Below are 16,161 nucleotides of genomic sequence, written 5' to 3'. Positions count from 1 at the left end.
CCTACATTTTTTCATTACATCCTAACAGGTAGAACTCCATGTAATTCATATGTTCCTTCAAATAGTTCAGCTAATGCTCTTAAGCTGTTAAGTGTATATTCATAAGCAGCAATACCATAAACATTTTTAGGTAGATTCTTCAAATCATAAGGATTCCTTAACGCTGTCACAATAACATTAGTATTATTTTTAGCTACTTTTTTAATTAGTTCTAGTTGTCCTTTATATAGATGACCATTGTATGTTCCTATCACAATAGAACTATGAGATTTGGCTTCTATTAGTATGTTATTAATCTCTTCTTCATCTGGATCAGCAGACAAGATTATCCCTTCTCCTAAGAATCGTTCTACCATATAATCTGAAAAACTTAGAGTATAATCATTCTTGTTGGATACATTCGTAGCTCTAAATGGCAAACTTCCAATAAACAGTGGTTTATCTCCAAGTTTTGGTAGACTTTCTGTTGGCATTTGTACTGGAGTTATGGTCTCTTTTAACATCTTATATACGTATTCTTTACCATAGTCTTCATCAAAAGCAATCTCTTCCACCTTATCAGCAAATTTTTCTTTCCAATAGAATATCTTATCAAGAGATTCATCCATTTCCTCTATAGAAAGTTCTCCGTTTTCAAAAGCATCAACAAGAGCATCTGAGGCTTCTCGTGCAAATCTAGCTGTGTGTGAAATACAAATCAAGTCAACACCTGCCTTCATAGCTTGCTTGATACCTTCTACTGTACCATAGTTCTTCTGGATAGCTTTCATTTCCATACAATCACTAATAACTAATCCCTTGAATCCTATTTTATCTTTTAATAATCCTTTAACAATTTTCCTAGACATTGTAGCCGGTAGATTATCAGTCTCAATCTTAGGGAATAAAATATGAGCTGTCATAATTGCTGGAATCCCTTCTTTTATTACCTCTTTAAAAGGAATCAACTCACACTTTTCAATCTCTTCCAATGTTTTATTGATCTGTGGTAATCCAAGATGAGAGTCAACGTTGGTATCACCGTGTCCTGGAAAGTGTTTAGCTGATGTCATTACTCCACCATCCAACAAACCTTTCGTCATGGCTGATGCATATTCTGCCACTTTGTCAGGGTTATCACCATAACTTCTAACTCCAATTACAGGATTATCCATATTGGAATTGATGTCCACTACAGGTGCTAGGTTAAAGTTAATACCTAGCTTCTTTAATTGTTTTCCAGTTATCTTACCTGCTTGATATGCATATTCAACCTTACCTGTAGCCGCTATTGCCATTGCTCCTGGTATATTGACATTATCATCTTGTAGCCTTGTTACCATACCACCTTCTTGATCTATTGTAATGAATGCTCCTCTGCCAGTGTTTTTTCTAATTAGATTCTGTAAATCTTCGCATAGCTTCTTTAACTGAGGACCACTTTCTATATTATTCTTAAACAGTATAATGTTAGAAACTTTATAATCTTCAATCAATTCAACAATTTCATCATTTATTTTAGTACCCAAAAAGCCTACGACAAACCGTTGTCCTATCTTTTCACGTAATGTTAAATTCATATTTTAGTCTCCTTTTCAAATACCTATATATCTAATGATTAATACTTGTATATTCCTCTATGACACGTGATATATGTCCATCAGCCTCCACTAAAGCTTCTTCTGCTTCGTCCACAATCATATCACATTTAATCATTACAATAGCTGTTTTGGCTGAGTATTCACATCTTTCTAGAACTTCTCTAGCCTGACAATCTTCTACTCCTGTTGCACTTTTCACTATGGAGACAGTACGTTCAAACAACTTTTCATTACTTGCTTTTACATCTACCATCAAATTGCCATACACTTTTCCTAGTTTTATCATAACAGATGTACTTAACATATTTAAAACCATCTTTTGAGCTGTTCCACTTTTCAAACGTGTTGAGCCTGTTATTACCTCAGCTCCTGGTAATGGAACAATAGCAACATCACTCAGTTCGTTCAATCTTGATCCATTGGAACAAGTCAGACTTATTGTCTTAGCACCAATACTATTTGCATAATCTACAGCACCTAATACATATGGTGTTCTTCCGCTTGCCGCAATACCCACTAATACATCTTTGTCGGTAAAATCCAAAGAACGTAAATCATCTGCTCCTAGCTGGAAATTATCTTCTGCTCCTTCTACCGCTTTTATAATAGCACCCATACCTCCTGCTATTATTCCTTGTATTAATTCTGGTTCAACTCCAAATGTAGGAGGACATTCTACAGCATCCAAGATTCCTAGACGTCCTGAAGTTCCACAACCACAGTAAATCAATCTTCCTCCATCTGCAATCTTCTTATATATGGTATCCACCGCTTCAGCAATATTAGGTAATACCTTTTCCACTGCACCAGCAATTTTTTTATCTTCATCATTCATCAACTGTAATACTTCTATAGTTGTCAACAAATCTATGTTTTTTGTGCGTTCATTTTTCTTTTCTGTTTCTATATCGCTTAGTTTTACCATTGTCTTCACCTCTTTAACCTTTTACAGAGCCCACTGTAAGCCCTTTAACAAAATATTTTTGTAAGAATGGATATAGAATTATTATCGGTAACGTTGATGTAATAATAACTGCTGATTTAATTGAAATTGCAATGGTTGCCTTATCAGCTGAACCTGCTGCATCACCAAGCATTGAAGTTCCATTAACTATATTCCTCAAAAATAGCATTACTGGAAACTGATCTGTATTCAAGTAAATTAATCCATTAAACCAATCATTCCAGAAGAATACCGCTGTATATAATCCAATGGTTGCTAGAGCCGGTTTGGATAAAGGTACAACAATCCTTCTTAGAATACCAAAATAGCTTAATCCATCAATTAATGCAGCTTCTTCAATTTCATTTGGTATTGATTTGAAAAAGTTTATAAGTATAATTAAATTAAATTGATTGATTGCAAATGGAAGTAACATTGCAAAACGTGTTCCTGTCAATCTAAGGCTTGATATAAGTAGATAGTTAGGAATTAAACCACCTGAGAAAAACATAGAGAACACAACCAATTTCATAGCAAGCTTTTGACCCTTTAGATGTTTTTTTGATAAAGGATATGCAAATAGAGTTGTCATACATAATGATATAAATGTTCCTACAACAGTATAGAAAATCGTATTTCCATAAGCTTTGAAAAAGTTAGGGTAAGCAAAAATCTGCTTATATGCTTCAAAATTCATTCCAACTGGAATAAATGATACTTCATTATTAATGATTGCTTTTGGTGCCGAAAGAGATACCGCCAGCATGTATAGGAAAGGTACTAAACATATAAGAAGCACAAAAACCATTACTACATAAACTACTACATCAAATATGATATTACCTTTTGTACGATACGTTTTCATATGGACCCTCCTAGTAGATTCCATCACCTGTAATTTTCTTACTGATAGAATTAGATGATGATACTAATATTACGCCGATAATCCCGCTGAATAATCCAATGGCAGTAGCATATGAATAATTCTGATTAGCAAGACCAGTTCTATAAACTAATGTGTCAATGATGTCACTTACCTGTGAGTTTGACGGTGTATACATCAATAGTACTTTCTCGAATCCTAGACTCAACATACGTCCAACGTTTAGGATTAATAAAACCATGATTGTTGGCAGAATCGAAGGAATCGTAACGTAGATAATCTGCTGTAATCTATTCGCTCCATCAATCTTCGCTGCCTCAAATAAATCTGCACTGATACCTGTTATTGCCGCTAGATAGATAATTGCTGTCCAACCTGTAAACTGCCATGTATCTGTCAATATGTACAACCATCTAAAGTATTTCGCTTCATTCATAAAATATATTGGTTTAATTCCAAATGTGCTCTGTAAGAAGTTATTGATTAGTCCTGAACTAGGTGATAATAATTCTCCTAATATCGCTATAACTACTACAGTTGAAATAAATCTTGGCATATATGAAACTGTCTGTACCGCTTTTTTAAAGTGTACATTTCTTACTTCATTCAATAGGATTGCAAATATAATTGGTATAGGGAAATTAACGATTAAATTTCCAATAGAAATGGTTAATGTGTTACGGAAGGCTCTCCAAAAAGCTGGATCCTGCATAAACATCTTAAAATACTTGAAGCCTACCCATTTGACACCATAGGATCCCATACCTGGTCTATACCGCCTGAAGGCTAATACATTTCCAAACATCGGAACGTATTTGAATACTATGAAATATAATATTGGTAATACCATCATTGCATATAACTGCCAATAACGTCTTAAATGTCTCTTTAAATCACTTTTTTGTAAGGATGCACTATTGTTAGAGTTTTGTTTTTTGCGTATAGCCATCTGTTGACCTCCTTGCTTTATAAAGGCCACCCTCTAATCATATGAGGGAAGCCCTTATTATTATAATGATTATTTTCCTAAGTTATCGTTATATAGCTTGCAGAACTTTTCAATATTTAATGCTTTCATTTCTTTTACGTATTTATCCCAATCTTCTTCAACATCCTTTTTACCTGTGATGAATGCATCAGCCCAAACTTCGAATGTATCAAATAATGGAGTTTGGTATACACCCGCATCTTCTGCCATCATATCATCAAATAAAGGTGATGGAGGAATTGCCTGTATTACATCGCCCATAGCTGCTACTTCTTTATTGATACGAGCATAGTTTTCATCATATTTTGTCATTTCACGTTCATTGACCCAAACCATTTGAGTTACATCTGATCCACAACCATATTTAACTTGAAGACTTTTGTAGATTCCTTCTTCTGAGTTAACAAGTTCATCTGCATATTTGATTGTTCCATTTTCTTCTGTGTAAGTTTTACCTTCAACACCTAAGCACCAAAGTTTTGCACCTTCTTCCGAGAAGAAAACTTTATCAATTGTTCTTACAATTCTTTCAAAATCGTCACGTTTTGCAGTCTTAGCTGGGAATATGATTCCTGAGCCTGTACTACTCTTAGGTTGGTGATGAGCACCTGCTGTTCCTTCTAATGAAGGGTACATCTGTAATTTATAACCATCTATTTCAGTTGAACCTTCAAGTCCACCGATTTGATCGTAGTATGCATATGTAGCCATTGATTTTCCTGTAGCCATTTTTTGTGACCAAATATCTCCATTGATTGGATCTGCCATCTCTGGGTCAAGTAAACCTTCTGCATATAATTTTGCAAGATATCCTACATATTCTTTGTATCCGTCACTAATTGCTCCTGGGAAGTATTCTTTTTTGTCATAATCGAAGCTTAATGTATTAGATCCTGATGCACCGTTCTTACCAAGACTTACACCATATGAAGGCATTGTCATACGATAAAGAACACGAGGTCCAGCTAATATAGTAAGTGGATAAGAGTCAGGATTTTTAGCTTTGTATGCTTTTAAAATCTTATATAAGTCATCAAATGTCTTAGGTGCTTCTAATCCTTCTGATTCTAAGAAGTCTTCTCTTAAGATAAGACCACCATCATAGAATGGCACATCATATAGACTTGGTAAATAATAACGTTTTCCATCAGCTAATTTTAATTTATCAACTGTATCTTGTAATCCAAATGATTCAACACGTTCATTGAAATTAGGTGTGAATTCTGAGTAATCACTGATTGGAACTATAGCACCGTTTAGTGCAAGTGAAGCATTCTCACCTTTTGTTGATTGATATAAAACAACGTCAGGTGTATTAGTTCCTGTGTTTAATGCTAATGAAACTTTTGTAGCATAGTCAGCGATTGGAATTACTTCCCAATCAAATTCTACGTTGAACATTTCCTCTGCTGCTTTTACAGTCATCCAATCATCTTGGAAAGGAAGTGTTGCATTATCTGAATAGTAGATTCTAATTTTTACTGGTTTTTCTTTTTCTTGATTATCTTGATTTTCTGTTTGATTCTTAGATGAATCAACTACCTTTTTATCTTCTGCGTCTTTTTTTCCACAAGCAGTAAATAAAGCCATTACCATTGTTACCACCAATATGAGTGATAGAAATTTTTTCATAATAACATCCTCCTAATATTACTTTTTTAATTTCATTTGAAAAAGATATAAGTCTCTGAAAAATTATTTCATACTTTTTAATAAAATCTTGTATCTTTTTTTCATACTAGTATACTAGCACTATTTTCTAATTAAGTCAATATCTTTTTTACACATTTTCGTTAATTTCATTTGGGATAAAATATCTTTTTTGTTTATACTGCACAACACTAAATTATCAAACCTATGATAATTGGCTTATTATGCTACTTCTGGTATATTGGATAGGGCTCAATATATAGAGTCTATAAGATTTTAAATTATGACATTTAATTGACATTATATTTAATTTGTACTATTATCCAAAGGAATAATATAAGAGGAGAGAAAAATAATGAAAAAATTAAGTATTTTATTTGTAACAATGTTGATTGCAGTATTATTATGTTCTTGTAGTAGTAAAACTGACACTTCTGATAGTGATTTACTAGAACCTGATTTAGATGTGAATACTCCAGAATATATGAAAGAAATCGAAAATATGTCAGATGAAGATTTCTTGTATAATTATATTGATGGTCTAGATGTATGTTGTGATTTGAATTTTGGAGATGCATCAGAGATTTCATCAGATGATTTATTCACCTTTTTCCTATACTCACTTTTTATAGATGAAGCTAGTTATGAAGAGTATGAGAATAAGTGGTTTGATAAAGAACTGAGTATGTTTGTAATTCCTGAGGAGGATATAACTTCACAGTTGGATAGATATTTCAAAGATTATGATTTTAATATATCTAAAGTTGATAAAATGGCCGCTAAGTATTATGATGAATCCAAGAAAGCTATTATAATTAGTATGATTGATGGTTTTGGTGGTGCTCGATTCACTAAGATTATAGATAGAAGTATTGATGGAAATGTTGTTAGTGTTACTGTTGAATTCTATGATGAAAATTATAAAGAGTTGTTTGAAACCAAAACTTATGAAATTGAATTTCATGATAATGGATATTATTTATTGAAGATAGAAACCAAGGAATGAGATAGTAAAAAGCAGGGGAGTGGTTCCTCTGCTTTTTACTATTATAGGAAAGTCTTTCTTACTGTGCATATAAAATATCATAGTATAGTAAGTTCTTTTAATAGTTTGATACAATCTGTATATCCTGCTATGTATAGACTCTCATTGATACAAGAGTCTCTTTCTAATTTTGTTGTGATATAGTTTTCCATGAATACTTTATCCTTTTCGTCTAGAGTGTTGATGATTTCATTGAATTTGTCTTTGTATCTATCTATGTAACAATCTAATTCTTGAAATTCCTGATCAGTTTTAATTAATTCTTGATATGTTGTTCTACGCATTTCTGCTGCAAAATTGCTAAAGCATTCGTTAACGTCTGCCATGTTATTATACCTCCTAGCATTGAATTACTATCAGAAACAGGGTATAATGTATTTACCGCTATTTTGATAGTGGTTATGTAAGAAGTGGTGTTTTTTGCTTGCCTGGCATGCACCGCTTCTTTTATTTGTTTTTTAGGGACATGATACCTTCTCTGATACCTTGTGGACGTTTAATATTATTATTCTTGCAGTATTCGTCTAGTACTTCTAGATGTTCTTTGCTGACTCTAACATCCAATCTGTAAGGCTTAGGTTCGTCTGTTGGTCGTCCCATTTTCTTTTTCGGCAAATGTATCCCTCCTTTCTACCGACAAAACTATTATAATACTTTTTACCGACATAAGTCAAGGTAATTTTTATATTATACATTATTATGACATAGATATTTTGTACATTATTTAGTGTCTACATCTAATATTATATCTTAGATATCGTTTTTTGTAAACTATAGAGTTTCTATATTGTAAAATATATTGTTGTTAGACTTAAATTAGTGTATAGTATTAGTATAAAAAATTAGAAGGTGTGATTTTTATGGCTTTATCTATGGGAGAAAAAATACGTATTATTCTTAAAGACAAAAAAATGACAATTACTGATTTAGCAACTGCCATTGGTACATCAAGACAAAATTTAACAAATAAATTAACTAGAGACAATTTCTCTGAAAAAGAACTTCATCAAATTGCAAAAGCTCTTGATTGTAGGTATGAAGGATATTTTATTTTTGATGGTGATGAATATGTATAGGTGTTATTAACTTATATATTCACATCATCTTTTTAATATATATCTATCTTTTACTTTTTCTCTACAGGTCTTTTTTTGATTTTGATTAATTCTTTTATATCATTTAATTCTGTTTCATTCAATACCCTGTAATGAATCCATCCTCCACTGCCGCAGGGATATCTATTTTCCCATAACTCATTAGTTTTTGGTAACATATCAGGAAGTTTTTCACATAGTTTTGATACTTCATTCTTACCTATTTGAATAGTTACTATAAAAGCTTCTTTTTCATAAAATACGTAGCACAGATGCTTGCTTTTATGACTGTATTTTGTTCCCCAACCGTAATTATTTCCAAAAGGAAATTTGAGTTCAGATATAATATCATAGTAGTCGGATATAAATTGTTCTAATTCTTGGAGTAGTTTAATTCCATTTCTACCTATGGTGTCGTATATTTCGTTGATTGTTGGTTGGTTGTTTTTATCTAGTAGACGTTCATACATGTCTAATCCCCCTATTACTGTAATAATAGTTTTTTATTTAGTTTTGGTCCATTCTTTTATGAAGTCCCAATCTTTGATAGTTCCATCGGAATTTAGTATAAATATACATATTCATTTATTATCTGCTAGTCTAAGACTGCGAACAATAACAAATTCTACTACCTTTATTACTTTAATTTCATTAACTGCTTCTTTATAAAATGCCATATTCATTTTGAATATATACTTCTTCTCTTTTTTTAGGATTCACTTTTACAGTAACTTTTTTGCCTAGTACAATAGTATGAATCATATGCATTGGTACTAAGAAATCTTTTGTCACTTGATAAGCTTCACCTTGATAATATGGAATATCAATCGTAATCTTATAAGACTTAACTCTATTGATTTTCGTATGGGTATCCACTACATTTGAAATGGTCCCTTCAGTTGCATCATATGTAGAAAAATCAATATTCTTACGTTTATTCAATTTCATTGATTTAACAATTGCAGCAATAATTAGTGGAATACACAAGATAAGTGTACCTCCATGTAACATGATAGACAGCTTTGCAACTGATACACCTTCACCAATCTCCATTGTCGCATTCCCAATATCGCCACCAAGAGCACCAATTAAAAACACATGCACTTTTAATTGATAAATAATGTAGCCAACCATTATAATTAAATAAGTAATTGGCAGTACTGTTAATTTAATAATAATATTTGAATCTACAAGCATAGAGCCCATCATAAATACCATCGTAAGTACAAAAAACACCACAACACTTTTTAATAATATTATACCAATACTACCTGAAATAAAAATGCCAACAAGTGGCACTAATGCTCCCATTATCCCAGATAATATCCCAAATATCATAGTGAATTTTCTTAATTTTATTTTCACCTAACTTCTCATCTCCTCGTTATATGTTTTCCACAATATGATGAGTATACATTAATTCACAAAAAAATTCTATACCACAGTCTATTATTTTATCTTACATTCTACTTGTCCTCTTAATCCTGCGAAATACCCCAACTAAAACCTCAGTTATTTATGGTACGACTCACCATTAATTATCCTAACCTTTATTTATTATTTTAAATACTTTTTCTTACTTTGTTCTATAATTCCTTTCGTTAAGCATATTATACATTTCAGAATAATTATCTAATAATTATGTAATCGATTCTATTCAAAAAAAACAATGAGTAAGAATTAACTTATCATCGCTATAAGGTTTAACCATTCAACTCATTATTTTTTTCTCTTTCCTTATAATATTAGTTAGTATGTGACCATTTCTTAATGAAGTCCCAATCTCTAATAGTTCCATCGTTATTTAATATATCTAAATAAACTCCATCCCCTTTACCTACTTGCCAGATGGCTTGGGCGGAATTAGGTTTTTCTGATATATTATTTGTTTTTACGTACTTAAAGAATTTGTCTTTACCTTTTCCATATGTCTCTGAGACGTATGCTACTAAGTATATGTCAATACAGCTAGCTCCAAAATCAGATGGGAGTCCATCTAGGATATGTTTTCTAATTATTTTTACCCAATCTGTTTCTGGTGAGTAAATTATCTGTGATTTAATATCTTCGATGTTGTATGCTTTGTAACTTCTTTTTTCCCATGGTTTTAGTTTAGAGAAGTCTCCATGGTATTTTACTAGTTTGTGTAGCATGTTTTTTAAGTTGCATACTGTGGGTATTAAATTGTTGTGAATACTTCGTCCTCTTAAGTTATTGGGTAGGGTATTATTAGTTGTTTTATTAGGATTGTATGTATTTAGTTTAGTTTGTTATTTTTAATTTCTTTATTATTGTCAGCTTCATTTACTTTTTCATATGTTGATTTGTTAGAAATGTCTGTTATACTTTTTCCTCTAACATATGAATCAATCTCTTCTGATACTAAAAGAAGTATTCCACATATTAGACAAGTTCCATTAATAACTAGTTGAATCAAACTTATTAAATCAATTAATTGAACTCCTTGTTCTAAAAATCCATAACCACCTAATAATAAAATTGTTATTCCTAAGATAATTTTCGCTATAATCGTTTTTTTGAATGTCAAGATAAATAGAATAATATTTATTGCTGTTATCATAAACGTAATTAAATAATCATCCCAACCACAATCTATTAAAAACATGATATTGGAAAATAGTAATAGTGGAACAACACAGAAAAATATTCTTAGTAAATATTTTTTTCCGGTTTCGTTAGTTTTTATTGATAGTAATTACCTCCATTACTTCATTTAATTCTGTTACACAAAAAATATTTCTACTATTATTCTATAATTATTCATTTGCATATTTTCAACTTTTTGATTTCTCACATAACAAAGAATTTGCTTTTGGTTTTAACATACATACTTCTTCTAATAATATCTTATTTAATATAATTAATATTTTGTTGGACTAGACTATTTTATCCGAGTTTAAAAATACCATCTAGATTAAGTTATACTAAATTTATTTAACACTCATTCTTTTTTGATACCGTTCCTGATACGATAAATTTTATACAATATATACCTGTTATAATGTAAAATTAAAATGCACAATTTATTGTATTATTCTAAACATCATTAACTTAAAGATAATAATGCAGCATCTTAATTTAGGTTGAAAAATTCATCTTGAACATTAATCATTTTTACCGAATTTTCTTCTATTTTTTCAAACTTATATTTTATATACAAAGCATTTGAATCATTGTGAGTTGAAAAAATAAGCTGATAATCTTTTAGAAATTCATGTCTCATAAGTTCAATAAATGAATGAATGTTTAAAGCGTCCATCTCTTGTATAGGATCATCAATAATTAAAAACTTTAAGTTTTTTGATATATTATAAGTTTTATTAATTGCAAGGCAAAAAGCTAACGAAACTACTGATAATTGTCCAGAGCTCAGATGATGCATAGCATCATGGTCTGAACTGGAATCTGTCAAAAAACGAATAGAATCACTATTTTCTTTCGTTGATAGAAAAACACCCATACCTTGCTGATAATTTTGCAATATCTTAGCAGTATATATATAAAACGGTATTTTAATTTTGTTAACCATATCTTTTTTATAATCTATTATAGTCCTATTATAAAAAGTTTTTAATTTACCAATCCTATTAACTATGTTATCAATCTTATCATATCTTTTTTCATACGTAGCAGCTAATAAGTTTTGCTTTTGGGTAAATTTAAATTCTATATAATCTTTTTTAAGTTTTACACACGTTTCGTTCAATAGTAAGAATTTTTCTTTCTGTGAATCAAAATATCTCTCATACATATTTTCATTATCATAAGTTCTATTATAATCATATTGATACTTCTTTTTATTTTCATCTAAAAAATCTTTAAGTAATTTAGATTTTCGCTCTACGTCATTAATGGTTATTATCTTTTCTTTGTTATTTGGTATTAAGAAATTATTTAATTCATTTTGCGAACAAATTTTTTCTAGTATTCCTATTTCATTTTCAAAAGATATATTATATAACATTTTTATTTTATCAAATACTTCTTTTGATACATATAAATTACTTTCAATATTTTTTTCAAGTAATTTTACACGTTTCACTAATTCTTCATACGTATACGGTTTTGACCATGTGAATTCTTCTTTCATATTAATTTTTTTGATATCGTCGAAATTATACTCATTATCTTTATATAATTTAAGAAGTTCTAAAATTTTTGAATCTAACTTATTGTTGTTTTTAATGTAGTTATTCATGTAGTTTATTATTGGCTCAATAAAATTAACTTTTATAATTTTATTACACTGTTCAAGTCTAGTTACCTGATTAGTTTCGAGTTTCTTAAATACTTCTTCTCTTTTACTAAAAGCTAACAATAAGGCATCATATGTTTCCCAATGTTTACCACAATATGGGCATATAGTATCATTAATAATATTATGTTGATTTTTTTCAAATTCTGTTTTTAGACTATTTCTCAAACGAATAATCTCACTTATTGTAATTTCAATTTCATTGGCTGTTACAATAATATTATTTCTAGTCTCTAACAAATCTAAAAATTCTTCAATTCTATGTGGAATAATTTGTTCTACATGTTTTACCATTTCTTCAAGTTGATAACTATATTCTTTGATGTTTAAAAATTCATTATATTTCTTATGATTTCTATTAATCAATTCGTAGTCTTCATATTTTGAAATACATTTTTGTAAAATGTAAGCTTCTAGCAATGATTTATTATTTAATATTTTTCTCTCTTTTTCCAATAGCTCATAATTTCTTTTATCTATAAATTTTTTAAGTATATATGCATATATAAAATTATTATTATTTATCATATTATCTATTTGTTCAATTTTTATTTTTTTCATATATTCATCAGGTGAAAACCTATTAATAAATTCCGATATTTCATTAAGTTCTTTAACATATTGCCTTTTGCCTTCTATGCATAAATCTAAATCAGTTTTATCAAAAATATTGATTTTATCAAATTCAAAATTTTTATAAGTAAATATTTTTTTATATTTTACTTCACTTTTTTGCTCATTTTTTTTAACTACATCTAATTTTTTCTTTAGTGAGTCTTTTATTATATTTAAATTATTATAAGCTTTATTAATAATTTCTAACTCTACTTCTTGTTGATCGGTTTGAAATAGGAATCCTAAAGAATTTTTCCTATCTTTTTCAGACTTCTTTAGAAAATAAGTTGTATCTTCTTGCTGTAGATAATTAAAAAGCTTATAAATATTTTCAATCTTGAAATTGATACTAAAATCAAAAAATTTATCAATGTAATCATTGTCAATTTTATTTTCTTCAATAGGAGTAAATTCATCATTTTCAAAGTCCTCTGGTAACTCTTTATACGTTGATAGTAAATTAAAATCACATGGTTTATTTCTTCTACCTTTACCCTCACATTTTCCATCATTATTTCTTGATAAATACTTTACTATAATTAAATTTTCTTTTTTATTTTTCTGTTCATTTATAAGCCATAATTTTACGATTACATCTTTTCCAACAGTATTTTGATAAAATGGCTTTTTATAGTCGCTTATATCTTTAGTAACGTTTGCTTTATCATAAGTTCTATTAATAATACCTGTTAGACATAATTCTATTATATCAAAAATAGTAGTTTTACCAAATCCATTAGGACCAATTATTAATGATGTATAATTAGAAAAATCAATTATTTTTTTGTCTTTTATTCCCTTGAAATTTTTTATATATACCTTATTGATTATCATTTATTCTATCTCCTCAAAATGTTTAAAAAAATCATTTAAAATATTTTTATCGTCTTCAGCCAAAAAAGCATCTTTTAATTCTGTGAAATATGCATTTCTATGATCTTTTAACTTTTCCTTGAAATTAATAACCTTTTCATATATATCATTTGCATTATTTGCTTTTATTACTTCTTTGAGTTTATCTTCTACTGGTATAAATTGTGTACTATTTACGTCATAAACTATAAATGGCAATTTAACAAAAAGTTGCATGGCTAAAAAAAATTCATCACAAAAATAACCGTTATCTTGATATTTTTCCATCATATCCTCTTTTTTAATTATTTCATGCAGTTGTTTATAAATATTGTTTTTGATGTCTATATTTTTAATGCTTTTTTTTGTAAAAACGACTACATATTTTCTAAAAAAATATTCATCTTCTTCTATACTAAATATTATATTTTTCAAAGTTTGTGTAATTTCATGCATACTAGTTAATTTCAAACATATTATTAATGATGTATTTTTTTGTATATCAGATTTATTTTTTTTTAATGTATCAAATATATTAATAAGATTTTTGCTTTTTTCACCATCATAAAATCCTTCAAATTCATTTTTATTATATTGAATAGTAAAATAATATTGCTTATTTTCTTTTACAGAAAATAATATATTATTTTCATATACCGTTACTTTAAAGTCATTTTGTTCATAAAGATTCTTGAATAAATCTAGCATAATTTTCACTCCTTATTTAATTTTTCTTTTACCTTTTCTACTGAAATAAATTGCATTTTAGGATTAATAAATTTATCATTCTCAGTAGCTCGGTTACCCCAATTATTTTTTGAGCCTTCTTTACTGATTGTACTCTCTAGTATATTGTTAAATGATTCATTATCTATTGATCCATTAATCAAATAATTTTTATCAAATATCTCATTAGTTATTTGCGAATTACTAATGATTGATTTTATTACTGATTTAACTTTAATTTTAGGTCTATTTATAGCAGTAAGTAAGTATCCACCATCTTTATCATACCCTATATTATCCAATATAAATTCTTCATCTCTTACTTCTAACAGACATTGAAAGAATACATCTTTTAAATTGTTAATTTTAAAGACCTTTGTAACATCTTCAATGCTATCTATATTGCCTATTTCAATTTCATCTGGATTTATATTTTTTAAAAATTGAATAAATTTTTTATCTTCCCATGTATATATCTCTTTTACTATTCTTTCTATTTTTTCTAAATGTATTATATTATATTCAATATCATTATCATTTAATTCTTGAATGAAACTAACCCACGATTTAACAAATATCTCCCTGATAGATTCTATGTTTATCGTTTCAAAAACATCTGTACTTATTATCTTTTCATATATTTTTTTAAAATTTAATTCTGGATATGTATCTCCACCTTTAATATGTTTATTTCTTATTTCATTATCCAAATAACTAATAAGATGATTTAATATATTTTCTTGTTGTTTATAATCATTTTTAAATATATGTTTCTTTAAAATTAATACTTTCTTTATTTCATCAATACAATATTTTTTTAATTCATCATCGAAGTTGGAAAGATTACAATATTTTTTCCCATTTGGATATTCAAACAATTTTATTTTATTTGGATTTTTAACATATTTAGCTGGTTTATAAGTATCATTGAATTCTTCTTCTGTTAACTCAAATCCAAAAGTTTCTTTTATTGTGTGCAAAAATCTAGAATCTTCATCAACCTCTATTGATAATTGATTAAGATTATCATCAAAATCACAAATTCTAAAGCCTTTATTCTTTATCTTTCTTTTTCCTTTCGCATCTAATTCATATTCCAAAACCCCTAAAACATCTTTATAATCATTGGGATATTTTGCATCTTTATAGGCTTTCACTTGATGTCTTGAGTCAACTATATCTATATTCTTTATATCAATATCCTCAGCTGATTCATATTCAATTTTCCAATTATTTAAATCATGGTCTTCTTCATTTACTAATTCATTTATTTTTTGAAGCCCTAGAAATATTCCAACTTTTCCTTGATGCAAATACCCACTCCAACTAGCAGTGGCATTTCTTTCATCCATAATTTACCTCCATACATTATGTTTTATTTAATTTAAATTTAATATCAAAAAACCAACTTACTTCTTATTCATTTTTTATTATTAATATATACAATTTATATGTAATATTTAAGTTTATTCATTTTTTAAAAGCGACATTATATCTAACGTTTTAACA

Annotated in this window: 16 protein-coding genes; 2 read left to right on the top strand and 14 right to left on the bottom strand. The window is 28.6% G+C overall.

Going from position 1 to position 16,161, the window contains the following annotated elements:
- Positions 1-14 precede the first annotated feature (14 nt).
- From nagZ to ACX6CF_RS00505, 5 genes are all read right to left on the bottom strand, one after another.
- Complete coding sequence (nagZ, locus tag ACX6CF_RS00525; protein WP_458783333.1) at positions 15-1,559, bottom strand: beta-N-acetylhexosaminidase; 1,545 nt, start codon at positions 1,557-1,559, stop codon at positions 15-17.
- A gap of 31 nt (positions 1,560-1,590) precedes the next feature.
- On the bottom strand, positions 1,591-2,505 hold the full coding sequence (gene murQ / locus ACX6CF_RS00520; protein WP_458783332.1) for an N-acetylmuramic acid 6-phosphate etherase: 915 nt from the start codon (positions 2,503-2,505) through the stop codon (positions 1,591-1,593).
- 13 nt (positions 2,506-2,518) lie between these two features.
- A complete protein-coding gene (locus ACX6CF_RS00515; protein WP_458783331.1) occupies positions 2,519-3,388 on the bottom strand; it encodes a carbohydrate ABC transporter permease in 870 nt (289 codons plus the stop codon).
- Positions 3,389-3,398: 10 nt separating this feature from the next.
- Positions 3,399-4,355, bottom strand: coding sequence for an ABC transporter permease (locus tag ACX6CF_RS00510; RefSeq protein ID WP_458783330.1), 957 nt, complete (start codon positions 4,353-4,355; stop codon positions 3,399-3,401).
- A 69-nt stretch (positions 4,356-4,424) separates the two neighbouring features.
- Positions 4,425-6,026: an extracellular solute-binding protein gene (locus ACX6CF_RS00505; protein ID WP_458783329.1), complete on the bottom strand. Its 1,602-nt coding sequence runs from the start codon at positions 6,024-6,026 to the stop codon at positions 4,425-4,427.
- A gap of 373 nt (positions 6,027-6,399) precedes the next feature.
- Between ACX6CF_RS00505 and ACX6CF_RS00500 the strand changes: the two genes are divergently transcribed.
- A complete protein-coding gene (locus tag ACX6CF_RS00500) occupies positions 6,400-7,050 on the top strand; it encodes a hypothetical protein (RefSeq protein ID WP_458783328.1) in 651 nt (216 codons plus the stop codon).
- Positions 7,051-7,127: 77 nt separating this feature from the next.
- Here ACX6CF_RS00500 and ACX6CF_RS00495 read toward each other — a convergent pair whose 3' ends face one another.
- Together ACX6CF_RS00495 and ACX6CF_RS00490 are read right to left on the bottom strand one after the other, a co-directional pair.
- Positions 7,128-7,415 carry a hypothetical protein gene (locus tag ACX6CF_RS00495; protein ID WP_458783327.1) on the bottom strand — a complete coding sequence of 96 codons (288 nt, stop codon included), beginning with the start codon at positions 7,413-7,415 and terminating at the stop codon, positions 7,128-7,130.
- Positions 7,416-7,536: 121 nt separating this feature from the next.
- Positions 7,537-7,704 carry a hypothetical protein gene (locus ACX6CF_RS00490; protein ID WP_458783326.1) on the bottom strand — a complete coding sequence of 56 codons (168 nt, stop codon included), beginning with the start codon at positions 7,702-7,704 and terminating at the stop codon, positions 7,537-7,539.
- A 245-nt stretch (positions 7,705-7,949) separates the two neighbouring features.
- On the opposite strand from ACX6CF_RS00490, the gene ACX6CF_RS00485 reads away from it, so the two are divergent.
- Positions 7,950-8,165, top strand: coding sequence for a helix-turn-helix transcriptional regulator (locus ACX6CF_RS00485; protein ID WP_458783325.1), 216 nt, complete (start codon positions 7,950-7,952; stop codon positions 8,163-8,165).
- 50 nt (positions 8,166-8,215) lie between these two features.
- On the opposite strand, the gene ACX6CF_RS00480 is transcribed toward ACX6CF_RS00485, so the two are convergent.
- From ACX6CF_RS00480 to ACX6CF_RS00450, 7 genes are all read right to left on the bottom strand, one after another.
- Entirely contained in the window at positions 8,216-8,653 is a 438-nt protein-coding gene (locus ACX6CF_RS00480) for a DUF3788 domain-containing protein (RefSeq protein ID WP_458783324.1), read from the bottom strand.
- Positions 8,654-8,846: 193 nt separating this feature from the next.
- Entirely contained in the window at positions 8,847-9,548 is a 702-nt protein-coding gene (locus tag ACX6CF_RS00475) for a hypothetical protein (protein WP_458783323.1), read from the bottom strand.
- 380 nt (positions 9,549-9,928) lie between these two features.
- Positions 9,929-10,336, bottom strand: a complete 408-nt coding sequence (locus ACX6CF_RS00470) for a hypothetical protein (protein WP_458783322.1) — start codon at positions 10,334-10,336, stop codon at positions 9,929-9,931.
- Positions 10,337-10,440: 104 nt separating this feature from the next.
- Positions 10,441-10,764, bottom strand: coding sequence for a hypothetical protein (locus ACX6CF_RS00465; RefSeq protein ID WP_458783321.1), 324 nt, complete (start codon positions 10,762-10,764; stop codon positions 10,441-10,443).
- 513 nt (positions 10,765-11,277) lie between these two features.
- Entirely contained in the window at positions 11,278-13,908 is a 2,631-nt protein-coding gene (locus tag ACX6CF_RS00460; RefSeq protein WP_458783320.1) for an AAA family ATPase, read from the bottom strand.
- Positions 13,909-14,634 carry an ABC-three component system middle component 1 gene (locus ACX6CF_RS00455; protein ID WP_458783319.1) on the bottom strand — a complete coding sequence of 242 codons (726 nt, stop codon included), beginning with the start codon at positions 14,632-14,634 and terminating at the stop codon, positions 13,909-13,911. It lies immediately after the preceding gene.
- 5 nt (positions 14,635-14,639) lie between these two features.
- A complete protein-coding gene (locus tag ACX6CF_RS00450) occupies positions 14,640-16,004 on the bottom strand; it encodes an ABC-three component system protein (protein ID WP_458783318.1) in 1,365 nt (454 codons plus the stop codon).
- Between the last annotated feature and the right edge of the window lie 157 nt (positions 16,005-16,161).

This window comes from Vallitalea sediminicola (assembly GCF_054408565.1).
This window is presented reverse-complemented; position numbering and strand designations above follow the sequence as displayed.